This is a genomic window from Dictyobacter sp. Z7_2 (assembly GCF_057551105.1).
The window spans coordinates 2887583-2912655 of the sequence record NZ_BAAJPE010000002.1; the positions used below are offsets into that span (position 1 = coordinate 2887583).

32 protein-coding genes are annotated in these 25073 nt (G+C 49.2%); 12 read left to right on the forward strand and 20 right to left on the reverse strand.

Annotated features, from left to right (window positions below; translation table 11 throughout):
• The first annotated feature begins 124 nt into the window (after positions 1 to 124).
• On the forward strand, positions 125 to 670 hold the full coding sequence (locus tag AC27N8_RS25655) for a DUF2085 domain-containing protein (protein WP_487070740.1): 546 nt from the start codon (positions 125 to 127) through the stop codon (positions 668 to 670).
• Positions 671 to 735: 65 nt separating this feature from the next.
• On the opposite strand, the gene AC27N8_RS25660 is transcribed toward AC27N8_RS25655, so the two are convergent.
• A complete protein-coding gene (locus AC27N8_RS25660; RefSeq protein WP_487070742.1) occupies positions 736 to 1239 on the reverse strand; it encodes a protein-tyrosine phosphatase family protein in 504 nt (167 codons plus the stop codon).
• 201 nt (positions 1240 to 1440) lie between these two features.
• Here AC27N8_RS25660 and AC27N8_RS25665 point away from each other — a divergent pair, with 201 nt between their 5' ends.
• Positions 1441 to 1566: a hypothetical protein gene (locus AC27N8_RS25665; protein WP_487070744.1), complete on the forward strand. Its 126-nt coding sequence runs from the start codon at positions 1441 to 1443 to the stop codon at positions 1564 to 1566.
• A gap of 74 nt (positions 1567 to 1640) precedes the next feature.
• Here AC27N8_RS25665 and AC27N8_RS25670 read toward each other — a convergent pair whose 3' ends face one another.
• The 3 genes from AC27N8_RS25670 to AC27N8_RS25680 all read right to left on the reverse strand — a co-directional run bounded on the left by AC27N8_RS25670 (position 1641) and on the right by AC27N8_RS25680 (position 4618).
• Positions 1641 to 2849: a rhomboid family intramembrane serine protease gene (locus AC27N8_RS25670; RefSeq protein ID WP_487070746.1), complete on the reverse strand. Its 1209-nt coding sequence runs from the start codon at positions 2847 to 2849 to the stop codon at positions 1641 to 1643.
• Between the two features lie 56 nt (positions 2850 to 2905).
• A complete protein-coding gene (locus tag AC27N8_RS25675) occupies positions 2906 to 3820 on the reverse strand; it encodes a rhomboid family intramembrane serine protease (RefSeq protein WP_487070748.1) in 915 nt (304 codons plus the stop codon).
• A gap of 150 nt (positions 3821 to 3970) precedes the next feature.
• Positions 3971 to 4618 (reverse strand): MarC family protein, encoded by a 648-nt coding sequence (locus AC27N8_RS25680; RefSeq protein WP_487070750.1) that lies wholly within the window; start codon positions 4616 to 4618, stop codon positions 3971 to 3973.
• Between the two features lie 469 nt (positions 4619 to 5087).
• Between AC27N8_RS25680 and AC27N8_RS25685 the strand changes: the two genes are divergently transcribed.
• From AC27N8_RS25685 to AC27N8_RS25700, 4 genes are read left to right on the forward strand one after another with little or no spacing between them, the layout of a single operon-like run.
• Complete coding sequence (locus tag AC27N8_RS25685) at positions 5088 to 5588, forward strand: hypothetical protein (protein WP_487070752.1); 501 nt, start codon at positions 5088 to 5090, stop codon at positions 5586 to 5588.
• Positions 5585 to 6169, forward strand: coding sequence for a hypothetical protein (locus AC27N8_RS25690; protein ID WP_487070754.1), 585 nt, complete (start codon positions 5585 to 5587; stop codon positions 6167 to 6169). Before AC27N8_RS25685 ends, AC27N8_RS25690 begins: the two co-directional genes overlap by 4 nt.
• A 4-nt stretch (positions 6170 to 6173) precedes the next feature.
• Entirely contained in the window at positions 6174 to 7484 is a 1311-nt protein-coding gene (locus AC27N8_RS25695; protein WP_487070756.1) for an MFS transporter, read from the forward strand.
• A gap of 44 nt (positions 7485 to 7528) precedes the next feature.
• Positions 7529 to 7738 carry a hypothetical protein gene (locus AC27N8_RS25700; protein WP_487070758.1) on the forward strand — a complete coding sequence of 70 codons (210 nt, stop codon included), beginning with the start codon at positions 7529 to 7531 and terminating at the stop codon, positions 7736 to 7738.
• Here AC27N8_RS25700 and tatC read toward each other — a convergent pair.
• The 13 genes from tatC to AC27N8_RS25765 all read right to left on the reverse strand — a co-directional run bounded on the left by tatC (position 7707) and on the right by AC27N8_RS25765 (position 15846).
• On the reverse strand, positions 7707 to 8531 hold the full coding sequence (tatC, locus tag AC27N8_RS25705) for a twin-arginine translocase subunit TatC (RefSeq protein ID WP_487070760.1): 825 nt from the start codon (positions 8529 to 8531) through the stop codon (positions 7707 to 7709). The two genes, AC27N8_RS25700 and tatC, sit on opposite strands and share 32 nt — an antisense overlap.
• A 32-nt stretch (positions 8532 to 8563) precedes the next feature.
• Positions 8564 to 8875 carry a Sec-independent protein translocase subunit TatA/TatB gene (locus tag AC27N8_RS25710; protein WP_487070762.1) on the reverse strand — a complete coding sequence of 104 codons (312 nt, stop codon included), beginning with the start codon at positions 8873 to 8875 and terminating at the stop codon, positions 8564 to 8566.
• A gap of 127 nt (positions 8876 to 9002) precedes the next feature.
• On the reverse strand, positions 9003 to 9293 hold the full coding sequence (locus AC27N8_RS25715) for a hypothetical protein (protein WP_487070764.1): 291 nt from the start codon (positions 9291 to 9293) through the stop codon (positions 9003 to 9005).
• A complete protein-coding gene (locus AC27N8_RS25720) occupies positions 9286 to 10032 on the reverse strand; it encodes an RNA polymerase sigma factor (protein WP_487074751.1) in 747 nt (248 codons plus the stop codon). Before AC27N8_RS25720 ends, AC27N8_RS25715 begins: the two co-directional genes overlap by 8 nt.
• A 290-nt stretch (positions 10033 to 10322) precedes the next feature.
• The gene (gene acpP, locus AC27N8_RS25725) at positions 10323 to 10571 is read right to left on the reverse strand and encodes an acyl carrier protein (protein ID WP_487070766.1); all 249 of its coding nucleotides are present in this window, start codon (positions 10569 to 10571) and stop codon (positions 10323 to 10325) included.
• Positions 10571 to 11014, reverse strand: a complete 444-nt coding sequence (nusB, locus tag AC27N8_RS25730; RefSeq protein WP_487070768.1) for a transcription antitermination factor NusB — start codon at positions 11012 to 11014, stop codon at positions 10571 to 10573. The genes acpP and nusB overlap by 1 nt, the downstream gene beginning before the upstream one ends.
• 105 nt (positions 11015 to 11119) lie before the next feature.
• A complete protein-coding gene (locus AC27N8_RS25735) occupies positions 11120 to 11458 on the reverse strand; it encodes an Asp23/Gls24 family envelope stress response protein (RefSeq protein ID WP_487070770.1) in 339 nt (112 codons plus the stop codon).
• Positions 11459 to 11732: 274 nt separating this feature from the next.
• Positions 11733 to 12758, reverse strand: a complete 1026-nt coding sequence (gene fabD, locus AC27N8_RS25740) for an ACP S-malonyltransferase (RefSeq protein ID WP_487070772.1) — start codon at positions 12756 to 12758, stop codon at positions 11733 to 11735.
• Positions 12759 to 12973: 215 nt separating this feature from the next.
• Complete coding sequence (gene rpmF / locus AC27N8_RS25745; RefSeq protein ID WP_487070774.1) at positions 12974 to 13162, reverse strand: 50S ribosomal protein L32; 189 nt, start codon at positions 13160 to 13162, stop codon at positions 12974 to 12976.
• A 78-nt stretch (positions 13163 to 13240) separates the two neighbouring features.
• Entirely contained in the window at positions 13241 to 13780 is a 540-nt protein-coding gene (locus AC27N8_RS25750) for a YceD family protein (protein WP_487070776.1), read from the reverse strand.
• 215 nt (positions 13781 to 13995) lie between these two features.
• Positions 13996 to 14625 (reverse strand): hypothetical protein, encoded by a 630-nt coding sequence (locus AC27N8_RS25755; RefSeq protein ID WP_487070778.1) that lies wholly within the window; start codon positions 14623 to 14625, stop codon positions 13996 to 13998.
• A 138-nt stretch (positions 14626 to 14763) separates the two neighbouring features.
• Positions 14764 to 15276, reverse strand: a complete 513-nt coding sequence (coaD, locus tag AC27N8_RS25760) for a pantetheine-phosphate adenylyltransferase (protein WP_487070780.1) — start codon at positions 15274 to 15276, stop codon at positions 14764 to 14766.
• A 189-nt stretch (positions 15277 to 15465) separates the two neighbouring features.
• Complete coding sequence (locus AC27N8_RS25765) at positions 15466 to 15846, reverse strand: hypothetical protein (protein WP_487070782.1); 381 nt, start codon at positions 15844 to 15846, stop codon at positions 15466 to 15468.
• A gap of 326 nt (positions 15847 to 16172) precedes the next feature.
• On the opposite strand from AC27N8_RS25765, the gene AC27N8_RS25770 reads away from it, so the two are divergent.
• Together AC27N8_RS25770 and AC27N8_RS25775 are read left to right on the forward strand one after the other, a co-directional pair.
• The gene (locus AC27N8_RS25770; protein ID WP_487070784.1) at positions 16173 to 17477 is read left to right on the forward strand and encodes a protein kinase domain-containing protein; all 1305 of its coding nucleotides are present in this window, start codon (positions 16173 to 16175) and stop codon (positions 17475 to 17477) included.
• A gap of 126 nt (positions 17478 to 17603) precedes the next feature.
• Positions 17604 to 17888, forward strand: coding sequence for a DUF427 domain-containing protein (locus AC27N8_RS25775; protein ID WP_487070786.1), 285 nt, complete (start codon positions 17604 to 17606; stop codon positions 17886 to 17888).
• A 104-nt stretch (positions 17889 to 17992) separates the two neighbouring features.
• On the opposite strand, the gene AC27N8_RS25780 is transcribed toward AC27N8_RS25775, so the two are convergent.
• Both AC27N8_RS25780 and AC27N8_RS25785 read right to left on the reverse strand, forming a co-directional pair.
• Positions 17993 to 18859 carry a phosphatase PAP2 family protein gene (locus tag AC27N8_RS25780; RefSeq protein WP_487070788.1) on the reverse strand — a complete coding sequence of 289 codons (867 nt, stop codon included), beginning with the start codon at positions 18857 to 18859 and terminating at the stop codon, positions 17993 to 17995.
• Positions 18852 to 19859 carry a diacylglycerol/lipid kinase family protein gene (locus tag AC27N8_RS25785; RefSeq protein ID WP_487070790.1) on the reverse strand — a complete coding sequence of 336 codons (1008 nt, stop codon included), beginning with the start codon at positions 19857 to 19859 and terminating at the stop codon, positions 18852 to 18854. The genes AC27N8_RS25780 and AC27N8_RS25785 overlap by 8 nt, the downstream gene beginning before the upstream one ends.
• Positions 19860 to 20260: 401 nt before the next feature.
• On the opposite strand from AC27N8_RS25785, the gene AC27N8_RS25790 reads away from it, so the two are divergent.
• From AC27N8_RS25790 to AC27N8_RS25805, 4 genes are all read left to right on the forward strand, one after another.
• Entirely contained in the window at positions 20261 to 21223 is a 963-nt protein-coding gene (locus AC27N8_RS25790; RefSeq protein ID WP_487070792.1) for a class I SAM-dependent methyltransferase, read from the forward strand.
• Between the two features lie 78 nt (positions 21224 to 21301).
• Positions 21302 to 22252, forward strand: a complete 951-nt coding sequence (locus AC27N8_RS25795) for a Rieske (2Fe-2S) protein (RefSeq protein WP_487070794.1) — start codon at positions 21302 to 21304, stop codon at positions 22250 to 22252.
• Between the two features lie 349 nt (positions 22253 to 22601).
• The gene (locus AC27N8_RS25800) at positions 22602 to 23225 is read left to right on the forward strand and encodes an RNA polymerase sigma factor (protein WP_487070796.1); all 624 of its coding nucleotides are present in this window, start codon (positions 22602 to 22604) and stop codon (positions 23223 to 23225) included.
• 102 nt (positions 23226 to 23327) lie between these two features.
• Positions 23328 to 24020, forward strand: coding sequence for an HAD family hydrolase (locus tag AC27N8_RS25805; protein ID WP_487070798.1), 693 nt, complete (start codon positions 23328 to 23330; stop codon positions 24018 to 24020).
• Between the two features lie 114 nt (positions 24021 to 24134).
• Here AC27N8_RS25805 and AC27N8_RS25810 read toward each other — a convergent pair whose 3' ends face one another.
• A complete protein-coding gene (locus tag AC27N8_RS25810; protein WP_487070800.1) occupies positions 24135 to 24896 on the reverse strand; it encodes a hypothetical protein in 762 nt (253 codons plus the stop codon).
• Between the last annotated feature and the right edge of the window lie 177 nt (positions 24897 to 25073).

The window sequence follows — 25073 nt, forward strand, 5'->3', positions numbered from 1 at the left end:
GCAGAACACTATCTTTAGATGAAGCTTGCAGTGATATCTGGCATTATGACAAGATAAGCAAGATAGCGTCTTTCTCTCGTCGGATGCTCTCTCCTTTAACGTATTGACAGGAAGGTTTGTCTCTATGCAACAGGCAAGCAGTGCATCACAGAAGCATGGTCTGATGTCATTTCGGGATCGCTTTAACCATTTGACTGATCGTCTGAGTAGTTTTCTTGTACGTTATCTGTGCCTCATGTTCACTATTCTTATGGGAACTATTTTGCTTGTAGCAATTCTAGACCCAATCCTTTCCTATCTCGGATTGGATCGTATAGCCAAGGTCATCTTTTTTTGCATGCATGTGCTTTGCGCTCAGACACCGTCGCATTCTTTTTATATTTTTGGTCATCAGTGTTGCTTATGTGCACGATGCTGCGCTATCTATGGCTCAATTACGCTCTATGGCTCTCTTTTCGTACTCACAAAGAAAAAATTGCCTGCGCTTCCCTGGTGGGGCTGGGTCCTCCTCAGCTTGCCGATGGCATACGATGGACTGACGCAGATGTTTGGTTGGCGCGAAAGTACCTGGGAACTGCGTCTGATCACCGGGGCGCTTTTTGGCTTCTCAGCCTGCTGGTTTCTACTCCCACGTCTGCAAAAAGCGCTGGATGTGGATGTAAATTCTTAAGCAGAAATATTCACATATTATGCAGTCCTGTTAGATATTGAGAAAAGATCTCAGATCCTCTATGGCTATTTATATTCTCCAGACAGCCAGGCAAATTTTGCTACCCATGCTCGTTGCTCTTCTGTCTCTGGTACTGAACATCCTCTCGCCTGGCTTAAAAGCTCGAACGCTCGCTCTGGCGAGAGACCGCTTAGTACGAGCAGGCTAGCGGCCATTAGGATCGATCGGCCAAGTCCCTGACGGCAATGTAACCCAATATGCTTTCCATTGGAAAGATGCATGTGTGCTTGCGTCAGGAAGTTGTAGGTTTGGTTTGAAGCTGATGGCACACTGCGATCTATGATTGGGAACGAAAGGTAAGTTATCCCCTGGCTTGTACAATATATAGCCTCTTCTGTGAGATTCAGCTCTGCTTCTTCCTCGGCCGTCAGGCAAGATATGATAACGTCAACACCAGCCTCACGAATAGCCTGCATTTCATCAAGCAGCCAATCGCCACCTCGTGGGCGGGCCAGGATGCTGATCTTTCCATCAGAAAGTCCTTGAATAGAATATAATGTGGCACGCATGCTTCTAGCTCCTTCTTAGATTGTTTGTCTATTTGAGATGTAGATGGGGATATGTGAAGTGTATGTGGAGATGATAAGAGGTCTGGGTTTAGTTTAGCACGTATTTTTTGTGTATACAAGCATAAAATCTTCGAAAAGTTGAGATGAAGAGATTTGTCGTAAGGTTTGAAGTGAAGGGAGTCAGGCGGGGGGGTAAAGGGCATGGATAGGAACACCTTGGGTTTGTGCCGTGGTGATAGCAACGGTACGTTGCAAGGGATCAGTGTGACTTCGTCTGGTATGCAGTCTGGTCACAGCGAGATTACAAGCCGGACTCCCTACTTTTAGTGTAATCAATAAAGCAAGAAGCAAGCGGTGGCAATACCGCTTGCTTCTTGCTTTATTAAAGTTCATCTGCACCTTTAGACGACCCTTTTTCTACGTGATGAGCGAGGAATCAGTAAAAAGGATATGATCATGCCTGCAACGAGCCCGCCTATATGTGCCCAGAGGGCTATATTTGAGCCGGGGGCCAATCCGAAGAGCAGGTTAAGCACGAGCCAGAAGATCCACTGGCTGATCGCGCCTGTACCGTAGGCACCGAGGGCGCGTCGATTGATAATGTAGAAGACGCCCAGGGCTCCGAAGACGCCGAAAATGGCTCCAGAAGCTCCGACAGCTGCCTGATTGGGATCTAAGAACAGGAATGTGACTCCACCGAGAATACCTGACACCAGATAGATTACCAGATAGCGCCATTTTCCATAAAAAATCTCGACGCCTCGCCCGACAAAGTAGAGGGAAAACATATTCAGTGCAATGTGATAGATGTTGTCTGGATCATGTAAGAACATGGCGGTAAAGAGACGCCAATATTCTCCATTGTGCAGAATGGCAAAATTATCTTGTTCGCCAAAAGCGAACACCGCTGGATCAAGTTTCATCCAGATGTAGACCAGGATATTGATGGCGATCAGGATTGTTGTGAGCAGGCTCGGATATTGGCTTAAGACAAAGCGTGTTCGTATTACCTGTCGGCGCATCTGATTTGGTGGTGTCCAGTTTGGCCCTGCATCGCGCTCGGACTTTGGTGGGCTGCCCGCACTTTTGACTTCTGCTTGTTCCTGCGGCTGATCGCTGGGGGCCGCTTGCAGGATTGGGCTCTCAGGCGCTTTCAAGGGAGGAAAACAGTTTTCAAAGCGGCCTCCATAGGAGAGACGTGTTGCACGTGCGCGTGCCAGATTGGCATCATAATCCTGTCCCGTTGCGCGCAGCAAATAGGAGCGCAGTGCATGCAGGTAGCCGATGGTTGGATCGATTTCAATGGCTTTGTCGACGCTTTTGAGCGCGCGCTCATAACGCTTCTCCAGCAACTCCAGGAGTGCTTGTGCTGTCCAGCCTTCTATGCCCCCTTCGGGCTGTAATTCTTGTACGCGTCGACAGGCCATCTGCACGACTTCATTGTTGCCGAGCGCCAGGTTGGCTTCGGCCAGGCCTATATGGACCTGTGGATTATCAGGTTCAAGTTGGGCTCCATGCGCGTAGGCGATGGCCGCTTCTCTGCCTTGCCCTTGAGAGAGTGCCGTTTTTCCCTGCTCCAGGTAATTCTGGACTTCCATTTGAGCTTCCAAGAGGTTTCCTCCCCATATTGCGACCGTCGGTCTAAGCATATCTCGCGTGCCGACGATTAGTGTCCTAAATATACAGCTAAACTAGCAAGTAGTAGTGTACCTAACATTGTCAAGAGTGCCAAGGGCCAACGATATGCCAGCCCATGCATATCAACCAGTTTATTTTCTGCCGTGATCTGATAACGGGGAGCGAACTCCCAACCGAGTAGTAGACCGCTCATCAGCCCACCAATGTGTGCATAATTGTCGACATCGGTGATCACCAGCCCCGCTCCCAGATTGATGCCTATGATAAAGATCAGCCAGAGTAATACGAATAATCCGCCATACGGGAATGCGCGTCGATGAGTCAAGACAAAAATGCAGTAGATTCCTATCAGTCCAAAGATAGCTCCTGATGCTCCGACGCTGATAACCTCTGGAGCAAAAATAAAGCTGGCAATCACGCTAATTATTCCAGTGATCAGGTAGATTAAAAGAAAACGCATATGTCCGACGATGCGTTCAATGTATATCCCCACAAAGATGAGATTAAACATGTTGAGTCCGACATGAAGCAGGTTGACGTGCAAAAAGATTGGCATTACGAAGCGCCAGTATTGTCCTTGCTCGATCAAGCCATTCTCTTTGGCACCATAGCGCAGCAGGATGGTCGCAAGTGCGTTGTCGCTGGCCGGTTGCGTTGAGATTGCGTTGTTGAGTACGTGTGCGATGATCGCCGATGCACTCTGTGCTCCCGTGCCCCGGGCCACTTGATAGGCTGTAAAGCACCAGAAAAGTGTTGTCCCACTGACAATAATCCAGGTTCCCCAGGAGATACGAGCCAGGCGAGAAGCGACGCGATCCCTTGACAGGGCGGCTTGATAACTCAATTTCGCGCTCGATATACGGGACGCTGCGCGATCCTGGCCGGGAAAATTTTGCACTATTGCCTCGCTCTTAAACATACCGTTTTTATCGAAACTTTGCATCTACTCCTTTGTATCAGTATAAAATACCTCTGGTGATCTTTCACTGTTGGACTTCTTTGTATTTATTACGTTTGACTCTGGCGAAGGTGGCAAGGTCTGCTCTTTTTGAGCACTGAAGCGCGTAGGTAGGTTCTTCATTGCCTGCGTCGCTTATTTGATAAATCCGTTTGTATGAATGAATGTCGCAATGCCATTGAGTATGAATTGAATGGCAAGTGCCGCTAACAATATTCCTAATATGCGTGAGAGCACGAGAATGCCTGTTTTTCCTACATATTTGAGGAGCCAGGTTGCGCTACGCATTGCCAGCCAGGCGAGTAGTAACGCTCCTGTGATAGCGATAGCGACGGCGATTAAGTCAATGGGATGAACTGCCGCTTGCCCAACATACAGTATGGTCGTTGCAATCGTTCCGGGACCTGCGATCATAGGAATGGCCAATGGGAAGACGCTGATATCTTCACGTGTCATTGCCTCTTCTTCTTCCGCTTTCGTCTCGCGCGTTCCCGAGGGGCGTCCGAAGAGCATATCGACGGCGACGAGAAACAGCAATGCTCCGCCAGCGATATTAAAAGCATAGAGAGCAATCCCAAGACGGTCGAGCAAGAATCTGCCCACGACGGCGAAGAAGAGGATGATGCCACCACTGATTAAGCTGGCACGAGCTACAATTTCGTTGCGCTGCTCATTTGTGAAATGAGAGGTCAGTCCCAGAACGACGGGAGCGAGTCCGACCGGATCAATCACTGTCAAAAAGGTCACAAAAGTGCTGAGAGTAAAAGTGAAAATGATATCCAAAATGAAGCCTCAATACTGTGGAACAGAGTAGAATAGTCTCAGTATATCACACCGCAGAGAAGTCGAGGATTTTGCGCGTTTTGTCTGTTCTGCCTGGCGTTCTGAGCAGCGCAGATAGGATATTAGTTCTATTCGGGCAGAGCCTAATGGCTCGATTTTTCTAGCTCTGCTATATATAGTACGTAAGAACTGGTAGAATGTAATATCTTGAAGTACAAATTTCGTTACAGGTATGCAAATCAATTTTTTATCATCCTAATTTCATAGATTTTGTCGTCTTATCAGGCGACCTCTACGTATTAAAAAAGTAAGGGCACTTTCTCGCTCTCCTCTGCTTGGATAATAATGGGTTTCATCAACGATTGTGCTGTGATTGTGATTGTCCAACAAGACCTATAAGTGTCAGTATTCATGCCTATGAGTTATAATGAAACTGCAATAATAACAGAATTGTATTGGGAGGCATTTTATGCAAAAGGCGAAGCGATTTGCCATTATCGTCGGGATAATTGTCGGGCTGATTATTGTCCTTGGCATTGGCCTGGCGGCATTTTTTGGTAGGTTACCTGAATTACTCTATAGCTGTTTGATCATATTGGCACTGTTATTAGTTGCTGGTACTGTCTATCAGCTCTATTCCGTCTATAAAGTTGTGCGTGCGATTAAGACTGTACAAGCTGAAATGAAGCCATTACTCAGTTCTGTCAATGAGACATTGGTAATTGTCAAAAATACAGCTCAGACGGCCGGGAATACCGTCTCAACCATTAGCAATGCAACCAAATTGACTTCGGAGGTTGTGCTTGCTCCTGGTATTCGCGCAGTCGCATCGGTGGTAGCGGTGCAGGAGATGGCTCGTGTCTTCGTTGGGAAGGGACATGCCAAAAGTCGCGCCGATGTGCGTCGTAAACAGCAAATGGAGGCCATGTCAGCCGCGCAGGCGGCTTCTACTGATGGAGGTGGGAGATGATGGCTGCTCTCGTCCTGGCAGTGAGTCCTTTGCTGGCTGGTGCTGGTCAGATTGCTGCGATTGTGATCTGCCTGTTTGCCTTTCCTTTTGTGGTGATCGTGGTAGGTTACCATCTCGCCATGAGCTTTTTAACCTCCTTGCTCAATGAAAAAGCCGAGCTGATTAAGATATTTCGCCCATATGTGGAGAGTGTCAATACCTCAAGCTCGGAGGCTGAGAAGGGAATTATGCCTGCATCCAATGAGCAGCCAGTAGTACGAATTGCGGCTCAGATTCCTCTACGTGTCAACGCGGCTGATAAGAAGGTTGAGCAGGTCTCTGATAACGTTGTGAGCAAAGTGATCGAAGTCCGTGCTCGCTCGCTTCAGGTCAAGCAGGTGGCAAAAGCCTTTTTCCTGCCAGGTCTGACGCGCAGAGCCGCAGCGTCGGCGTCTGCACTTGATGATGGAAAGCAATTTGCGAGTCCCGGCTATCAAGCGTTAATGAATGAGCGTCCTGGTGTTGTGCCCGGACCCGATCCGAAGCCTTCACGTCGGACTCCTGAGTCACCACGAGAACAGGTCATGCGTAGTCAAGGGTAGCAAATTGTCTCTCTTCCAATACTCTCTGCAACAATTCGGGCGTTTCAGACGAAACGCCCGCTTATATTTGATCAGCAATGCCTTAAGCGGCGTCACATTGGGGATTATCCAGATCCTGTATAATCTTTATCTGGTCGCGCTGGGCTATCATACAGATTTTATCGGCCAGATCCTGTTTGTTGGGACGTTAGGAGCTGGCCTGGCGATCTTTCCGGCGGGTATCTGCATTGATCGCTTTGGCGGTAAGAGCGTGCTTATCTGGTCCAGTATCCTGATCGGTATCGCGGGCGCGGGACAGATCCTGTTTCATACACCGCTTCCTCTGCTGATTAGTTCGTTTATTGTCGGCATCGGCGGCGCTTTCGTACTGGTGCTGAACATTCCTTTTCTGGCACTGAATAGTAGTGAGGAAGAGCGCCCACAGCTCTTTAGTTTAAACATCGTGCTCTCATTGATTGCTATCGTCATTGGCGAGGCGGTTGGAGGTGTTCTACCGATCTGGTTTCGTGCCCTACCGTGGCTGATGGCTCCGCTGCCAGCCTGGGCAAGTTGGATACTGGTCTCATCATCTCTGGCGCGATCATATCAGCTAGCGCTCCTCCTGGCGGGCGTGATCGCAGCTCCGAGCTTTATCCCGCTTTTTCTGATGCAGAATGATCGCCCTCAGCAGCCAGAACAGACAGCACCTATCTCTTCTTTACGGATCTCATTACAGAAGATGCTAGCCCGTGTCTCCACATGGAGACGTATCCCGGCTCGCACGCTCCTTTTTAGTCCCCTGTCAATCATGGTATATGTGCAGATGCTGATCGGGACAGGTGCAGGTCTCTTGCTCCCCTACTTCAATGTTTATTTTGTCCAGCATCTAGGAGCGTCCTCGGCGCTATTTGGGGCCATTGATGCTGCGGCTAATATATTGAACGCCATCCTGACACTCCTGGCTCCCTGGCTCGTGCTACGCCTGGGAAAGGTGACTGCATTGATCCTACCTCGACTGCTGAGCTTGCCGATTATGCTTTTGATCGGTCTGACTGGTTCACTCCCTTTTGCGGCGACCCTTTATCCCTTACGGCAGGGCTTAATGGATATGACTCAAGGGATTCTACAAGTCTTCTCGATGGAGGTTGTGCCTCAGCAGCGTCGTGGCTTAGCCAATAGTAGTTATCAGGCCGCCTATCAGGTCATGTGGGCGATCGGAGCTTCGGTGGGAGGTGTGCTGATTGCCTGGGCAGGTTATATACCCGTCTTTGTTGGTACAACCACCCTCTATACGCTTGCCCTCGTCCTCTTATGGAGCAAATTTAGACCGACGTAGCGTCACTGATGTGGCATTGGAGCCGCGCATCCCAATAGGATGAGATGCACACCAACGTAGCGGCGCGGCTCCGCCGTGCTGTCAATGGCTCGTATGATTCGGCCTGGGGGCGTCTCGCAATGGAACGCCATGGGCAACGTGATCGTACGAGTTACAGACAGCACGGCGGAGCCGCGCCGCTACGTTTGCTGACTTTTCCCTTTGAGGGACACGATTCATTTTTTAGGCAACTTCTTCTTCGGGTGCTTTTTTGACGACGAAGTGGATCAAGATGATGCTGAATTCATACAGGATCGATAGTGATACACCGATGAAGACCGGACTGTACAGGTCTGCCCCTGGAGTCAGTACGGTCGATGCTGCCCACATGGCGACATGGGCGACGGCTCGTTTGGACTTGAGGAAATCCTCAGTCACAATATGAATCAAGGCGAGAAATGTGAGCACCAAAGGCAATTCAAAGATAGCTCCAAAGACCAGCAAGAAGTACGTGATAAACGTGAAGTAACTATCTGCTGAGATTAATTCGTTGAAACTAGACTCTCCAAATTGAACCAGAAAGCTGACTGGAAATTGTAGAATAAAGTAGCCAAGTGTTAGTCCCACTGCAAAGAGCAGGATACCCAGAACAATAAACGGTACAGCATGCTTTTTCTCTCTATCATACAATCCAGGAGCGACAAAGGCCCATGTTTCGTAAAGGATCACTGGCAGTGAAGCGATAAGCCCAAAGGCAAGTGAGAGCTTGATTGCTACTGTGAACCCTTCACCCAGACCCATCACTGTTAAACCATGCGGTAGTGCTGCGAAGATCCCACCGGATTGCTTATTTGGTAATGGTGCAGTGAGAAATGCTATGAGTTGTGTTCTGAATATGAAGGCAACCACAGTGAAGATTGCCACAAAGATCAGGCAGACAAAGATGCGTTTGCGCAACTCTTCCAGGTGATCTACCAATGACATCGCTGATTCATCGTTGTCATCATTATCATCGGAGCTCGTGAATCGGTCGTACAGGCTCTGCTGTTCGACATCGCTGGTAGCCATGAACTTCCTCTCTACTAGTTCAGCCATTGATGTTACTCAGTAGCTGAAGAGGTCCTGACCTCGGCCTGAGCAGCCTCTTGCGCGGCGAGGGCGGCTTTCTTGGCGGCTAGTTCACGCTCGATGACTTCCAGCTCTAAACGTGCTGATTCTGCTGCTGACTGCTTGGCCTGTGTCTCATGATCATCATCTTTTGGCTTGGTGAGTTCGCTCATACCATTCTTGAATTCTTTGATACTTTTACCAATGGCTGAGCCCATTTCTGGCAGTCGCTTGGGACCAAACACTAACAGCGCGATTACTATAACGACGATAAATTCGAAGCCGTGTCCACCGAGTAAACCCATGATGTTATATCCTTTTCAACTTTGTGCTTACAGCTATGTCGCACGTGAGAGATAAATAGATGTTTCTGGCCGTGTGCCAGGGTCACAGAATCTATGTGGCGCTCGTTTGAGTGCCATCGTCGCTACATTAGGACGAATAAGCTGGTTGTGATCCATCCTGGTTTGTCAGGAGTGTCTGGACGCCGCTAATGCTTGCGCTCAGTAGACCAAGACCCGCGGAACTGATTGCTACTAGTTGGATGGCTCGCCGACGGCTGATGCGTTGTTCGCTCAGACGTGTGGCGAATGCCTGCTGCTGTTTTTTCTCTCTGACTTGCTGCTGGACAGAGGCGTATAGACGGTTTTCTAATGCCTCTGGTGTTGGACTATTCTTTCCATAATGGCGTAAGAGCAAAGTCTCGATTGAGTCGTTATGCATAGCCACTCCATATCGATGGTGCCTGGGTCGCCAAAGATAAACGTTGATGCCTTTCGGACTGTTGTTTTTCAGATTGCTTTTGCTCGCGTTCCTGGCCTCCATGGTGGGCCTGTGAGTCTTGCGACTGTGAATGTATCAACTCCTCACCGGCATCCTGCGTATAGATCTCCTGGAACTGTTTACGAGCCCTGGCCAGACGTTGCCGTATGGCTGCTTCTTTCACATCCAGCGTGCGTGCGATCTCTGCTGTCGAGAGCCCGCCAATGATCGATAGCAAGAGACAAACGCGTAAGTTTTCCGGTAACTTCGCCATTGTCCGTTGGACCGCATCCTGTTCGGCTACCAGTTCAGCAGGATCATCTGTTCCCGCTGTTCCATAGCCAGTAGGTTGCACCGGCATCGCCTGCTCATGCAGTGCATCTTCATCTGGTTTTGTCTCATGCTTTCCCTCTGCCTGCGTACGCTCGTGCATACTAGAGAAAGGAATGAAACTGAAAAGAGCTCGTCGTCTCCTCTGCATGCGCACTGTATTCAGCGCGATACGGAGCAGCCAGGCCTTCGCCTGGAAGTGACTTCCACTACTGGCCCGCGCAGCATCAATACCCTTTAAGGCTTGATGAAAGGTATCCTGAGTCAGGTCCTGGCTCTCCTCCCAATTATTGGTCAGACCATAAATGGTATGGAACACCAGTTTGTAGTATTCATGAATAAGGATTTCGACAGTCTCTGCCGCAGGCATCGTGTTCACACAATAACTCTTTTCATGTTGTCGCCGTGGACTTCAAGCAGAGAATCCCGACTACAATAACAAAGATGCATGACAGTAAGGATTTGTGACATTACCAAGATCGCATAAAAATATTCGTTTCTTCCAGTGATCTTACCACGCCGAGTTGATGATCTGACAATCTGCCATTAGTGTAAACACGGCGTTGAAGATTGCTTTTTACAGCCTTCTGTAATAAAAAAAAGACGCTTGTTGCATAAAGTATATCAATATGAACAAGCGTCTGAGATGATGAAATAGAATTAGCCGCGCGAATGCTCTTCGATGTAATCCTCTGCCTCCTGGACAGTGGTGATCTTTTCGGCGTCTTCATCAGAGATCTGTAATTTGAATTCCTCTTCGAGGGACATGATAAGTTCTACCAGATCGAGTGAGTCGGCGTTGAGATCTTCAACGAATGATGCACTTGGGACGACTTCGCTTTCATCAACGCCTAGTTGATCAACGATGATCTTCTTCAGGCGATCAGGTGTTGGGGAAGATGTGGACATTAGTTCACCTCGCTTTCCTCTTTAGGAGTGGGCTGTTGTTGGGCCCGATTAAATATTGTACCGAGGACGCCATTGACGAAACGGCTGGACGTTTCACTTCCGTAGGTCTTGGAAAGTTCGACCGCCTCGTTAATAGCTGCCTTGGCTGGTACATTATTATTAAACAGAATCTCGTAGATTGCAAGTCTAAGAATATTTTTATCAATACGCGCCATCTGTTGTAGCGGCCATTCGCGTGCCGCGCTCTGGATGTGAGCATCGATATCTGCGAGTTGGTTGTACGTTCCCAGAACCAGCTCGCTAGCGTATTCTACTACCTTGGGGGGCAGATTGCGCTCTTCGGCGTGACGCTGCAAGACCTCTTCTGGGACGTGATCGGCTATATCATATTCGTAGAGTGTTTGCAGTGCGATCATTCGCGCTTGTCTGCGTATCCCTGGCATAGTATCCTCAAATGCTGACTCGCTGGTGTCTGGTGGGCTCTCAGAGGCTTCTCTTTAGCTTCTCTGATGCCGCCGGACGTTTGTTTCGACTTATTATATACGTTGCTATGCAACGTCCTGGATGTAGACATTGACGTTCTGAACTTGCATGCCGATCATATTTTCTATGGCGCTTGCAACTTCTTCTTGCACGGCAGTTCCTACCTCCACTATGTTACTGCCTGACTCTACGATCAGGTAAAGGTCGGCAGAGACAGTGTTATCTTTGATCGTCAGGTTGATGCCCTGTTGGGGGACATCACGTCCTAACAGACGCGTCCATTGATCACTGGTGTGGGCCATACGGACAACACCACGGATTTGCAGGGCTGTACTCCGCACAATGGTTGTGAGCACTGGTCGTGCGACACGTACCACTCCAGTCGGTTGTGATTCGATAGCCATAGTGCTTGATCTCCTCTGACTACAGTGATAAGGATCACTAACTTTTAGATGCTTGCTCGCAGGCTTGCTCGAAATGGCTCTTCTTGAGATTGGCAGCTGCTCTTTGGTGATACGACCTTATTTTAAGGCTTTTCTCATCATTCTGCATTGCTGCTTTACTGCAAAGATAGGCTCTTTTTAGCTTTGTGTCAAGTACATTATGCCACTCATCTGGCTGGAAATGTGCTATAAGCTCTTGATGGTTCTGAAAAAAATTGCCTATCTGCACGAAATATTACGCTAATAAATCTAGCTCTTGTATTTTTGCTTGTGCTTTTTCGATCTCGGCCATGCTGCCAATATTAATGATCGTGGCCCCTTTGACGATGCGTTTGATCATGCCTGCCAGCGCCTGTCCAGGACCAATCTCGAAAAAGGTGTTGACACCCTGACTGGCGAGGTATTCGATTATGCCGATCCATTGCACCGATTCCGCGACTTGTTGTGACAATTCTTTACGCAGTTCGCTGGCATCAGTCAGGGGCAGCGCTGTGATGTTACTGATGATGGGATAGGCTGCGTTTTGTAAATGGATTTTTTCAAGTGCCTGATTTAATTTTGCCACGGCGGGCTGCATAACTGGCGAATGAAAGGCTCCACTGACTGTTAGCGGGATCACACGTTTGGCACCGCGCTCTTTAGCCAGTTGACTGGCGAGGGCTAAGGCCTGTTCCTCTCCTGAAATGACCATCTGACCCGGTGCATTGTAGTTCGCCAATACTACCTGTCCTGTGCCAGCGTGTCGTGCTGTGCCTGTCTGGTGTGCTTGAGATTGCTGTGTCGCTTCCAGACAGATCTGTTGCACGTCATTGATCTCCAGGCCAATCACTGCAGCCATACCGCCGGGACAAGCCTCTTCTTCTTCGTGCATCACACGACCACGCTCACGCACCAGATACGCTAGCTCGGATAGGCTCAATGAGCCGGTTGCGAACAGCGAGGTGCATTCGCCGACACTATGTCCCGCAGTATAAGCAGGGATCAGTGGTGCTGGTTGGGCTGAATTCTGGGGGGCGATGGCTTCCTGGAAGGCTGCTAGATAGGCAAGACTGACTGCCACGATGGCGGGTTGGGCATTGATGGTTGAGCGTAGTGTCTCTTCTGGTCCTTGAAAGCAGAGGTCGCTAAGTGAGAATCCTAGAGCATCATCGAAGGCTGCGAAGACCTGTCTGGCGGCCGCAGAGGCTGCGAAGGCATCGGCTCCCATGCCAACTTTCTGGCTTCCTTGTCCCGGGAATAAAAAGGCAACTTGTGTCGTCATTGTTGTTCACTTCGTCTATGAGGTTGAATAGCGAAGCAGCTCTCTATAAAATGAAATATGCGGGAATGTGAAAGACAACTGAACATTCTTACGAGAGAAGTGCACGCAGTCCGTATACTCATATGTGGCGGATACCGTTGTATCCTGCACTTGCTAACTCTGACCATACGGTTTGGCGTGCATGCATCCATTTTAAAAGAGCTGATCGCTCTCGATTATTTGTTGGTCTTTGGCAAGAATACTTGACGACCACGATAGTAGCCACAGTTGGGGCAAGCATGATGCGATAAGCGTGGGCGCTTGCACTGAGGACATGCCACTAACTGAGGCAATGTAAGACTGTGATGGGCTCGTCGCTCTCCTTGACGGGCATGCGATATACGTTGTTTTGGTAAGGCTCCCATGACGTTTTCTCCTCTTCCACCAGCATTATGCCTGAGCGTTTCTCGGCTCAGGCATGGCTATGCGTGTTGCTAGTGTGGTTATGATAGTTGTTCGTTTTTCAACAATTGTTTTAGTACATCCAGGCGACTATCAATCTCAACGGGCTGACAGGCACATTGGCCAAGATTGAGATCCTGACCACACTGTGGACAGAGGCCCGCGCAATCTTCTTGACATAGAGGTACCAACGGGACCGCGAGCAACACGGCTTGACGGATTGCTTCGGTGAGATCAACCTGATGGTGTTCATCGATGGCAAAGATGTCATCTTCTTCAACAGGAGGAAGAGGTGCACCTGTCATCACATCCACTGTTGGATAGAAGCGCTCTGTAAACGTAACGTGCGTCGGCTGCTCAATTGCTTTCAAGCAGCGGGCACATTCCAGGCCCAGGACGAGATCAACCCACCCATCGATCAGGAGGCCTTGATTGACCCGGCGCATGCGAACATGGCCATTGATTGGTCCAATCAGCTTGAGATCGTCATCGAGCTGGACCTTTTCTTCATGAATATCTGCTTCATTTGAGGCCCCAGAGCCAACTGGTTCCTTCATTAACTGCGCCACATTAAAGATCATGGAATATTTTCCTTCCCCTCGAAACTCCAAAAAGAGTACAAAATTATTGCCGATAAAATACATTTTTGGCGCAAGGCGGTATTATCCCCTACTCTTCTCTGGCGCCTGCTCATTATAGACAAGGCATGAGAGGGTGTCAAGTCCCAGTGTGAAAGCGTCGGAGGAATCTCTGCGTCATTTCTGAACGATCGTTGTTTGGTTGTAGTGGAACCGTGCTAGGCTGGATAATTTGGTCCGCCCATTGTATCGGCCGCCAGCGAGGCTCGCCGTGGCAGAATGTGGGAATGAGGTGTGGCTTCATCATCATCGTCGTCTAGCGTAGATAGATTTGCAGGTGTCTCATCATCGGGACGTCCTTCCAGGCTATCCAGGCCGCGTTCAATACTCATTACGGTGCGCTCGATCTCCATCTCCACATTCAGGAGATGCTCGCGGAGATTGCGTAACGTCTCAGAGGCATAAGTATCCGCCTCAACTTGCATCTGTTCCGTATGTGTTTCCGCTCGCCTGACGATCCCTTGTGCCTGATCAGTGGCGCGGCGCAGCATATCTTGCGAACGCTCCTCCGCCACCTGGAGCAGACCCTCATGCGTCATCACGCGCTCTGTCTCTTCGCGGCTGCGAGCCAGTATCATCGAAGCATCGGACTGCGCCTGAGCCAGAATGCGGTCTTTTTCCTGGATAATCCGTCGAGCCTGCTTGATCTCTCCAGGAATCGAGGAGCGCATCTGCTCGATAATCGCCAGGAGGTCGGCCTCCTTGAGGATAATCTGGTTGACCAGAGGCATCCGCTTACTATTGGAGACAAGGTTCTCCAGTCGATCTACAAGATAGAGAATATCCATCGTATGCCTTGCCTCCTTCCCCGTGATGCCTCCACCGGTTACCGTCTTGTTATTCCAGGCAGTAGAGAGAAGATCGTAATAGAGTTAGTATTGTAATATACGTTGAGAAGGCCATCTGTGTTGCATCTCTGCCAATGATTATTTAGACTGCCCTTGTTTTAAACGCAGGGCGCGCTCGACAGAGGCCGGGAGCATATCAGTCACATCGCCGCCCAGGCCCGCGACTTCTTTGATCAGGGATGAGCTGACAAATAATTGCTCCAGATTGGTAAACAGGCAGACTGTTTCGATCTGAGGTGCAAGCTTATGATTCATCAAACCTTGCTGAAACTCTGCTTCAAAATCATTGGAAGAGCGTAGCCCCTTGATAATTGCCTGTGCCCCGGATTGGCGCACATACTCAATCGTCAAACCTGTATATGTTTCAGCCCGTACGTTATGTAAGCCCTCATCTGCAATCACCTCTTGCCACAGCGCCACCCGCTCATCTGCCGAAAAAAGTACATTCTTCTGCGGGAAGGCATATACCGCGACGACCACCGTATCAAAGAGTTTGGCCCCACGCCGCACAATATCTAGATGCCCATTCGTGAGTGGGTCGAAACTGCCTGGATAGGCAGCTAGACGGTGAAACGATTCCTGCTGGCTCACAAAAGCTCCTTTGCTAACGTCTTGCAGAATAAACATTGCCAGTAGCAATGTTTGGAAAAAGATATGCACATTAAAACACATTCATCACCGTTCGGCAATAGCCGCATAATGGATCATCCATGCGGCTCCCGACACGGCAAGAGAGACCTGTTCTCCAGGCTGATAAGATGCGGAGAACAGGTCTCTCTTTTAGGCAAGCTTATTCTGGCGCTTGTAGCGGGCGGAGATTGCTTCTCCGATGCCGATAACGCTCAGGCCAAGCAGGAGGTGGATGATCTGAATGACGATGTGTGCGTTACCCAATGAGAGCCAGTTGAGTTGTCCCAGTCCAACGATCGGTAGGAGCAGGCCCAGGACAAAAGCTCCAATGGCTAATCCCAGGCTACGTCCTTTAGGAGCTGTCCCGATGCCAAAAGCGAGCAGCCATAAAGCTATCACGGCGAGCAGACCAATGGTCATATGGGCCATCACGCCCCAATCTGGAATGGCGTTGACCCAGAGTAAAATACCAAAGATAAGTGCAAGTAGTACGCAGAGGCGTAGTGCCATAATACCAATACGAACAATCACGATGTTTCTCCTTCATAGACATGAAAATAGTGTATGCTTTGTAGCCGTTGCTTATCACATACTACTATATAATACATCGTGGGGAATGAAAAAAACACGCCGTTCTCGGCCAGTCATAACGCACAGGAGCCAAAAGTGTGAGCTACTCCATAGTAATTTTATGGGGATTCTTCTAACATAAAAAGTATGATGGAAGCATATGTTCAATTTTGGCATGTGAACATATGCATGCGTGGCCCAGATCGACTAAATAGTTGAGAATATATATAGGTATATGGTGTATAATTGTCATTATATATATCGTTGCATGTCTAAGGAGCTTGGCTATGGAGAATGATGCAGGCTTATTTTGTGTCCAGTGTGGATGTGCTAATCCATTGCACGCCAGGTTTTGTCGCTTCTGTGGCCATCCTGTGCAGGCGGCGTCAGATGATGTATCGTTATCCGCACAAAAATCCTCACCAGATATGAGCTCATCAGCACGTATGCCCGCCGTTGCTCCATCAGCACCTGTGCCAGTGCCTACCACCTCGTCTCATCCAGCCCAGGCTGGTCGCTTACTGAAGCAGCGCTATCGTATTGTGAAGCAGGTGGGAGCAGGTGGCTATGGCAAGGTATATCGCGCCGTCGATACCGAGTTTATGGATCGTCGGGTGGCGGTAAAAGAGATGATCCAGCAGGGATTAAGTTCCTCAGAATTGGCCGATGCTTCGGAAAGTTTCAAGCGTGAGGCTGTCTTGCTGGCTACATTGACGCATCCCAATTTGCCGAGCATTTATGATTATTTTTCTGAGAACGGTAATTGGTATCTGGTGATGAGTTTTATTGAAGGGGAGACCCTTAATAGTTATATGCGCCAGCGTGGGCCAGTGCTGCCAGTCGAGAAGGTCTTGCCGATAGCCATCCAACTGGCAACCGTGCTGAGCTTTCTTCATACGCGTAAGCCCATGATTATTTTTCGCGATCTCAAGCCGACCAATGTGATGCGTACTCCAGAAGGCCAATTGTATTTGATCGATTTTGGTATCGCTCGCCATTTCAAATGGGGGCAGGTAAAAGATACCATGGTTTTAGGCTCACCGGGTTATGCGGCCCCTGAACAATATGGACGTGCCCAGACGACTCCTCAGACGGATGTCTATAGCCTGGGTGTCTTGCTGCATCAGTTACTGACGGGATTGGACCCGGCGCTCTCTCCCTTTCGACATCCGAAAATTGACCTGCCACACTATCCCCAACTGAGTATCCTGATCCATTGCATGCTTGAACTGGATGCTAAAAAGCGTCCGGCCAGTATGGGCAACATCCAGCGTGAACTACAGCGTATCTTGACTGGACACTCAAATCATACGCATTCCACACATCATCAAGCGCAAGTGCAAAAACGTTTTTTTCATGCCAGCCCGCTTCATTCTCCTCAGATCGTCGTTGCCAGTCCACCTCCTGCTATCGCAGTTCCGGCCTGGAATGTTTATCAATCGCATGGTGTACATGCTGAACCAGTCGCTGCATTGCCGTTTGGGCCAATTGTTGCGCCCACCTTTGCCGATGCCCAGGTGCCAGGACCCAAAATCTGGACAAAGCTTAATGCTATGGGGACGATGTTGACTCAGGCTATCAAATTGCGTTAGCTGGTTCGCGTCGTTGCATCACTGATAGAGAACATCGACTCTCTTTTTCGTGATAGAATAAAGAGAATAGTCTTGTCGCTTCATATATATGGTAGACCTTTCTCTACTTAAAAAGAGGAGTTTTTTATGCCCAAAGCAACCTGGAATGGTGTAACGCTCGCCGAAAGCGATAAATGTATCGTGATTGAGGGAAATCAGTACTTTCCACCGGATGCTGTGCAACGCGATTACTTCCAGGCAAGTGATACTCACACAACCTGCCCCTGGAAAGGGCTTGCCAGTTACTATAGCGTTGAAGTTGATGGTAAGGTCAATAAAGATGCTGCCTGGTATTATCCTGCGCCCAAAGATGCGGCCAAGGAGATCAAAGACTACATCGCTTTTTGGCATGGTGTGACGGTAGAGGTTTAACCGCTCAGTTACGAACGTCTCATCACAACTGAGAAAAGTCAGGCCGACAGTTAAAAGAGATTCAAACTGTCGACCTGACTTTTTTGTGTATGCGTGATTGTGTCTTATGCCCCAACCAGTTCTTCATCTCCGGGCTGCTGGAGCGGCTTGGCAACTTCTGGAGCCTTCCCTTTTAAGGGATGCAGCCAGGCTTTGACGCGTAGATAGAGTGCCATAATGCCGCTGAACCAGAGTCCGCCATAGATGTAGCCGGCCGCAACGTCGCTGGGCCAGTGGGCACCGAGGTAGACCCGCGATGGTCCGATGCAGGCGATCAAACCGGCGAATATGCTGATGAGAGAATTACGAATACGCCCTGAGCGCCAGTTGGTGGCCAGGAGATAGATCAGTAATCCGTAAAAGTTCGTATAGTACATGACATGTCCGCTGGGGAAGCTGGGCTCGTTGATCACTTTGACGACCGTTACCAGCTCGGTCGTTGGACGCGGCCTCTTGATGACGCGCTTGACGATCGCGTTGAGCAGCGTGGCTGATGATGTTAATAAGATGAAGATAGCTTCCAGACGGAAACGTAGCGCCCAGAAGATGCCAGCAGCTCCCAGTGTTTGCGGGATCGCGTAGGGAGCGAAGCCGATCTCTGATAATCCGAAGAAGAAGCGTCTGAGCCAGGGCTGTTTATGCTTTTGGAGGTTTTCGGTGATCGACACATCTCCAGGGAAAAATTGTGTGCGGCGGGCGATGATGGAAAGGATCACAGCACCCGAAAGCATCCAGAGGTAGAATGCCATAAACATGGTGCCACGCGAGACGGCTCGGCGTCCCGAGACCGATGTTTCGGCGGCGACGCGCTGTACTTCGTTCACGACGGGGGCTACTTCTGGTATGATGGGCAGTGTTGGTGTGACGTTATTATTAGCATCAAGATGAATAGGACTACTGGTAGATCCATTGGTTGGCTTACGTTTAAACATTCACAGGGCCTTTCTCTGGTTGTTCTGCGCGGGTGGCTTTTTGATAGATCGTCCTTTTTTTGCGCTCCGGGGTTGTGATATTCGGTCCTTGCGCCAATTTTTTCGGTACTCTAACCTTCAACACTCCGGGCAGGACGGTAATTGTGGCCGGCGTAAAGCCTTGCGCGACTCCGTCGGCGTGCAACTCTACTGGATGCTCAGACTCAATACGAATCGTTTTGACTTTTCGGCGACTGATCCGAGGGGCCAGATCTCGTCGCCCCTTACTGATCGAGAGGGCGTGCCGAAAATAATCAAATTTACTAAATTTGCGATAAATGAGTACATTGAGCAATCCATCGTCCATCATTGCTGAGGGTGCAAATTGCAGCCGTGCCCCATAATAAGGAGAGTTACACACACTAATCTGGATAGCTTTTACATGACGAGGCTTCTTACCGTCAAATGTGACGGTAAATTGAGTGGCTGTGAAGGAGATAATGGTTCGTAATCCATGTGCAACACCATTGAATGTTGACCAGATGCCCTTACTTTTTACCTCTTCTGCTGCCGGGAAAAGGGCGGCCTCCAGACCAGCTCCGGCTACCTCCAGAAAGATAGTGTCGTTCAATTTCCCGACGTCAATCTGACTTGTCTCGCCTGTGGCGATAATCGCGCACGCGCTCTCAATATCCTCCGGGATTTTCAGGCTGCGTGCGATATTGTTCATTGTGCCCATTGGCAGAATGCCGAGTGCACTATTTGTATTGATCACGCCACTTGCTACCGCATGGAGTGTCCCATCACCGCCAGCGGCAATAATAATCTCAGCCCCATCTCGAGCAGCCTGCTGAGCCATCTCTGTACCGGGATCTTCAATTGTTGTATAGAGAACGGTTGGCTCTATATTATGAGCACGCAGGGCAGCAAGAATCAGTTCCTCGTTTGAGCCGGTCTCACTGTGAGTCGTTGCCAGGGCCGACTCCCCAGAGGTTGGATTAAGAATGAGTACGGTGCGCATCAGCATGGTTCTCCTGATTATGTGTGGCTTTGGTGGACATCCTTGTGTCTGTCGCTCTCACGAGATCTTCCAGGGCACGTCCACATGCGTAGATCGCTAAAAAGGGATTAGAGTCGGTCTTGCTTGATCGCTGGCTGTTAGCTCCAGCTGTTTTGTCACACTATACTACACGTGCAAACTGTCGAGTTAGCCTCAAAGAGAGCCTGATTGTCTGTTGACTCTCTCTCTTCCTTGATTGATACTCGTCTTAGCTATGGTAGAAACTTTTTGCGCAAAAGAAGCGTACGAAAAAGAGTAGGCAAGCCGCATTTTTATTGAAATCGCTGGTTGTTGACGATGATAAATGTTGCCACTGTATATATATACGAAGCAGTATGTATAAAACAAGAAGAGGGAGTCGTATGCTCAGTAGTGACGCGTCTTTGCAACAAGATCATTCATTTGAGAATCCATTCCATATCGACGATTTGAGCGTCTTTGATCCTGAGGCTATCCATAGCATGCTTGCCTATGACCATACGTCATTGACGATGTCCTTGCTGGCAGACAGTATGCATGATGTTTCGCCCGCGTTGAGGACACGTATCTATCAAAGCTTATCTGTCGAACAGCAGTCATACTTTCGGCAAGAACTTCAGCGCTCACTTTCTTCAGAGGAGATTGTTGAGGCTCAGCAGCGTGTGCTAAATGATCTCTTTTGGGAGCTGATCTATTGGAAGAGACCCGAGTCGTATGAGATGTTAACTGAAGGCGAGCATTTACATCAAGGAATTTTTAGGGCGATCGAAGCGGATCTGCGCGATAAAGCCGTGCTGGACGCTGGCGCTGGCAGCGGTCGTGCTACCTTTGATTGTCTCCGTTTTGGTGTCGCTCACATCTATGCAGTTGAGCCTTCACCCGGTTTGTTACGCCTGTTGCAGCGCAAAATTATGGCACGTGATGAGCAACAACGCATTATTCCTGCTGCTGGTCGCTTTGATGCCTTGCCTTTGCCCGATCGTTGTGTCGATACCGCCGTGTCTTGTTCAGCTTTTACTGCCCTCGATGATCAGGGGGGAGAGCCGGGACTGGCGGAGTTGAAGCGTGTGACCAGGCCGGGAGGTAAGATTATTATTATCTGGCCTCGCACCGATGATCATGACTGGTTTGTGGCACATGGTTTTCACTATGTCTCATTGCCATGCACAGATGAAATGTCAGTTCATTTCCGCTCCATGGACGCTGCTCTGGCATGCGCGCGTCTCTTCTATGCACATAATCCTGCCGTTGAGCAGTACTTACAGCGTACGCGCCAGCCACACATTCCCTTTTCTGTGATTGGCCTGAATCCACCTCGCGATTATTTCTGGCTTACTAACGTGTAAAGCGTATATAGTGTATATGACTCACGCGCTACAAACCGCGTTGCAATGCGTGAGGAAAAAGGAAGGAATTGAAACATTATGGCTTCAGAGACGCTCTCGACGAACTTACCAACCACGAGTTGGATGGACACACCGCCACGTTCACCTCTACTGCGCCATTATAGCGCCGGGCTGATTGCTAAAATGCCCTGGCTGGATACGATTTCTTCATCGCTACAAAAAGTCAGTCATGATGTATTTGGCGAACCGAAAGATTTCTCTTATCGTATCAAAGACTTTCTGGCGGGCGTCTGGGCGGGTCATCCAATTCATCCTGCGCTGGTCACTATACCGCTTGGATCGTGGTCGGCATCACTGATCCTTGATCTGGCCTGGCTGGCTAATGAGGATGATGGGGTTGCTCGGAGCTCGGATCTGCTGATGCTGGTCGGATTGCTTGGAGCAGCTGGCTCTGCGGCAACTGGTCTGGCCAATTGGGTCGATACCGATGGACAGGATCAACGTACCGGTATCTTGCACGCCATGATTAATAGCGGCGCTACCGTTTTAAATTTATCATCTCTGCTGTTGCGTGTTGCGGGACAGCGGCGTACGGCCATTGCTTTCGCCGGTACCGCATTCACGCTGTCGCTCTATGCGGCTTATATCGGCGGCGACCTCGCGTATGCCGATGGTGTGGGCTTTAATCGTGTGATTCCAGAGGGTGGATCAGATGATTTTGTGCCTGTTATCGCCGAGCAAGATCTGGTTCCAGGGAAACTAACACGGGTTGATGCGGCTGGTATTGCGGCTGTACTGCTCAAAGATAAATCAACTATTCATGCAATCGCTGCCACATGCTCCCATCTTGGTGGTCCGCTGGATGAGGGAACGTACGAAGATGGCGTGGTTTATTGTCCCTGGCATAACTCGGGATTTCGCATGTGTGATGGTAGTGTCGCAAATAGTCCCGCTGTGTATGCTCAGCCTACCTTCGCTGTGCGTGTCCGCAATGGGCAAGTGGAATTGCGCCGTCTTGAACACGCTTAAACTCGAAATATTCCAGATACATCTTTTTATGACAGCATAATCCTTCACAATCCATCTTTGCCTCCGATAATTCAGGTTGCTGGTTACATGGTAAGTTGTATAATCTGGCGCTGTACAGCTTACCACGTATCAGCAAACCTTTCCTCCACGAGAAAAAATTGTGCGAATTGCAATGAGTGCGATTTCTTATGCTCAAAAAAACCTGCTGAAATATGATTAAAAATAGAATTGTTGCGCTTGTTTTCATCATACTGCTATTGTAATTACTGTCAAGAATGTATATGCTAGTAACTATAAAAATAAATAAATGGTAAGATCGTGATTCTATTCATAGATGAAGAGGTTACCCGTGCAAACTCAAAAAACAATGAATGATCCAGCGTCAGAGCAACCGGATGGTTTGCTTGCTCAGATTGTTTTGGATGGCGATCAGAGTGCTTTTGAGCTGCTCGTACAACGCTATCAGACTCCCCTCTTTAACTTTGTTTGCCACTTTCTGGGCGATTATGATCTGGCTTGCGATGTTTTACAGCAGGTGTTCTTGCGCTTTTATACCTCGCTCCCAAAGCTGAGCACCACTGAACCTTTTAAAGCCTGGCTATTTCAGGTGGCTCGCAATTGTTGCGTCGATGAGCTACGTCGCAGGCATCGTTACGCGATCCATTTTTCTCAATTAGAAGTGGAAAACGGCGATGGCGAGCTCTCTGTGCTGGGCGATATTCCTGATCCTGGACCGTTGCCCGAAGAGTTATTTGAGCGGCGGGATCTGCAAATCCATCTCTGTCAGGCTATCGAGTCGTTACCTCCCAAGTTTCGTGCCGTTGTCGTACTGCGCTATGCATCGCAACTGAGCTTCTCCGAGATCGGCAGAACTTTATCTATGCCGGAGGCCACCGCAAAGACCTATTTTCATCGAGCAAAGGTGCTACTGCGGAAGATTTTGAATGCTCAAGCACAGGCATCCTACTCGTAAGCATCTTTTTGTGACACGAATCAGTGATAGAAGTGGAGTGCTATCAGTACTTCGTCGGCTTTTTATAGCTGAGAATTATGTGATGTAGAAAAGAGGAGTGTTATGAGGCATGATCTGGCAATAAAAGGTGTCATCTTTGATGTGGATGGGACTTTAGTGGATAGCAATGATGCCCATACCCATGCCTGGATAGAGGCGATGCAGGCGTTTGGTCATACTGTTCCATTTGAGAGGGTTCGACCTTTGATTGGCATGGGTGGAGATAAGGTGTTGCCTGAGGTGCTGGATATTTCAAAAGATAGCGAGCAAGGGAAGCAGATCAGTCAGCGGCGGAAAGAGGTTTTTAAGCAAAAGTATCTGTCGACTTTGAAAGCTTTTCCACAGACAAAACAACTGCTTGAACGTATCCATGGACAGGGCCTAAAGATGGTGATTGCGACATCGGCCGAGCCTGAAGAGTTAGAGGCTCTCTTGAAGATTATTGGTCCTGGAGTCGATCAGCTCTTTGAGGGTGTCACCACGGCGCAAGACGCTCCACAATCCAAGCCTGACGCTGATATTATGCATGCCGCCATCAAGAAAGCACAGCTAGATTCTCATGAATTGGTGATGCTGGGTGATACGCCTTATGATATTGAGGCAGCCACTCAGGCGGCGATCGGTACTATCGCTTTTCGCTCTGGCGGCTGGGAAGATAAAGATCTGAGTAAGGCGATTGCGATCTATGATGGACCAGCAGACCTGCTGGCTCACTATGATCAATCTCCGCTGGTGATGAGCCTGAGCAGGTCATGAGTAGGTCCATCATCGGAGTGTGAGCAACAAACAGGAGGCCGAACTTGTCCAGCCTCCTGTTTGTTGCTCGTCAATTTGAGGATGCGTTACCATCTCGTGTCAGTCTCTGGGAAGTTAGAGCCCAAAATATGAGCGATACTGCTCCCACTGAGCTGCGATACGAGCACGTACTTCTGCACCTGTCAGTGGAGTCAAGAGCAATGCAGCTACAACGCCTGCGACGATTCCAACGCGGAATAATGTTCTGGCACGTTTGCGCTTGTTCTGATAGTGTTCGTATTGTTCCTGAACGCTTGCGCTGGCTTGCTGTAAGTTCTTGTTGACCTGTTTTGCCTTTTTGTTCAGGCTATCCTGTGTCGAGACCAGTGTTGAACCGACATTGCTTTGTACGTCGTGCTGCAAGTGACTCAGCTGTTTCTGAGCCTTTTTCAGTTTTTTCTGAGCCTGGCGACTATTTACCTTGTAGGCATCCTGTGCCTCTGCCTGTAAGGCGCTCAGCTGTTTCTGCGCTTTCTCCAGCTTCTTGTTACTGCTTTTCTGACCCTGCTGGAGGAGTACTGCGGCTGTGCCTGCTCCCGCCACCAATGCGCCCTGCGTCTTTGTGACACCGGACTTTACACCATGCTGGACGTTGTCATACGTAGACTGAGCAACATCTTTGGTTGTCTCCAATGTTGATTTGGCAGCGTCCTTGGTTGTCTCCAATGTTGACTTGGCAGCGTCCTTGGTCGTTGCGTAAGTCGATTGTGCAGCATCTTTTGTGGCCTCATAGGCAGATTGAGCGGCGTCCTTGACATTTTCATAGGCGGACTGGCTAGCATCTTGAGCCTGCTTATATTTGGCTTGTGATGAAATGCGATCTAATAGTTTTGGCATTACACCCTCCTTCTTTAGCAATTTATTTTGAATATAGTGTATTAATAATGGTTACTGCTCACTATATTCACGCTTGAACAACTCAGGTAGTTTCATTTATGTGCCATGTAAGTACCAAAGTAGCGTCGGACGCTTGCGTACGCTGTCCCGGTGACGCGTATGACACACTCGATCCCG

What these genes read in the sequence shown, in the direction of transcription:
- AC27N8_RS25790 (WP_487070792.1), top strand. Translation starts at nt 20,261, where the DNA reads ATGCTCAGTAGTGACGCGTCTTTGCAACAAGATCATTCATTTGAGAAT.
- AC27N8_RS25715 (WP_487070764.1), bottom strand. Translation starts at nt 9,293, where the DNA reads ATGCATAACGACTCAATCGAGACTTTGCTCTTACGCCATTATGGAAAG.
- AC27N8_RS25735 (WP_487070770.1), bottom strand. Translation starts at nt 11,458, where the DNA reads ATGGCTATCGAATCACAACCGACTGGAGTGGTACGTGTCGCACGACCA.
- AC27N8_RS25810 (WP_487070800.1), bottom strand. Translation starts at nt 24,896, where the DNA reads ATGCCAAAACTATTAGATCGCATTTCATCACAAGCCAAATATAAGCAG.
- AC27N8_RS25785 (WP_487070790.1), bottom strand. Translation starts at nt 19,859, where the DNA reads ATGCGCACCGTACTCATTCTTAATCCAACCTCTGGGGAGTCGGCCCTG.
- AC27N8_RS25700 (WP_487070758.1), top strand. Translation starts at nt 7,529, where the DNA reads ATGCACACCAACGTAGCGGCGCGGCTCCGCCGTGCTGTCAATGGCTCG.
- acpP (WP_487070766.1), bottom strand. Translation starts at nt 10,571, where the DNA reads ATGTCCACATCTTCCCCAACACCTGATCGCCTGAAGAAGATCATCGTT.
- AC27N8_RS25710 (WP_487070762.1), bottom strand. Translation starts at nt 8,875, where the DNA reads ATGGGTTTACTCGGTGGACACGGCTTCGAATTTATCGTCGTTATAGTA.
- tatC (WP_487070760.1), bottom strand. Translation starts at nt 8,531, where the DNA reads ATGGCTACCAGCGATGTCGAACAGCAGAGCCTGTACGACCGATTCACG.
- AC27N8_RS25655 (WP_487070740.1), top strand. Translation starts at nt 125, where the DNA reads ATGCAACAGGCAAGCAGTGCATCACAGAAGCATGGTCTGATGTCATTT.
- AC27N8_RS25805 (WP_487070798.1), top strand. Translation starts at nt 23,328, where the DNA reads ATGAGGCATGATCTGGCAATAAAAGGTGTCATCTTTGATGTGGATGGG.
- rpmF (WP_487070774.1), bottom strand. Translation starts at nt 13,162, where the DNA reads ATGGGAGCCTTACCAAAACAACGTATATCGCATGCCCGTCAAGGAGAG.
- AC27N8_RS25675 (WP_487070748.1), bottom strand. Translation starts at nt 3,820, where the DNA reads ATGCAAAGTTTCGATAAAAACGGTATGTTTAAGAGCGAGGCAATAGTG.
- AC27N8_RS25720 (WP_487074751.1), bottom strand. Translation starts at nt 10,032, where the DNA reads ATGCCTGCGGCAGAGACTGTCGAAATCCTTATTCATGAATACTACAAA.
- AC27N8_RS25750 (WP_487070776.1), bottom strand. Translation starts at nt 13,780, where the DNA reads ATGATCTTTAATGTGGCGCAGTTAATGAAGGAACCAGTTGGCTCTGGG.
- AC27N8_RS25780 (WP_487070788.1), bottom strand. Translation starts at nt 18,859, where the DNA reads ATGTTTAAACGTAAGCCAACCAATGGATCTACCAGTAGTCCTATTCAT.
- AC27N8_RS25755 (WP_487070778.1), bottom strand. Translation starts at nt 14,625, where the DNA reads ATGGATATTCTCTATCTTGTAGATCGACTGGAGAACCTTGTCTCCAAT.
- AC27N8_RS25795 (WP_487070794.1), top strand. Translation starts at nt 21,302, where the DNA reads ATGGCTTCAGAGACGCTCTCGACGAACTTACCAACCACGAGTTGGATG.
- nusB (WP_487070768.1), bottom strand. Translation starts at nt 11,014, where the DNA reads ATGCCAGGGATACGCAGACAAGCGCGAATGATCGCACTGCAAACACTC.
- AC27N8_RS25770 (WP_487070784.1), top strand. Translation starts at nt 16,173, where the DNA reads ATGGAGAATGATGCAGGCTTATTTTGTGTCCAGTGTGGATGTGCTAAT.
- AC27N8_RS25660 (WP_487070742.1), bottom strand. Translation starts at nt 1,239, where the DNA reads ATGCGTGCCACATTATATTCTATTCAAGGACTTTCTGATGGAAAGATC.
- AC27N8_RS25775 (WP_487070786.1), top strand. Translation starts at nt 17,604, where the DNA reads ATGCCCAAAGCAACCTGGAATGGTGTAACGCTCGCCGAAAGCGATAAA.
- AC27N8_RS25665 (WP_487070744.1), top strand. Translation starts at nt 1,441, where the DNA reads ATGGATAGGAACACCTTGGGTTTGTGCCGTGGTGATAGCAACGGTACG.
- AC27N8_RS25690 (WP_487070754.1), top strand. Translation starts at nt 5,585, where the DNA reads ATGATGGCTGCTCTCGTCCTGGCAGTGAGTCCTTTGCTGGCTGGTGCT.
- AC27N8_RS25685 (WP_487070752.1), top strand. Translation starts at nt 5,088, where the DNA reads ATGCAAAAGGCGAAGCGATTTGCCATTATCGTCGGGATAATTGTCGGG.
- fabD (WP_487070772.1), bottom strand. Translation starts at nt 12,758, where the DNA reads ATGACGACACAAGTTGCCTTTTTATTCCCGGGACAAGGAAGCCAGAAA.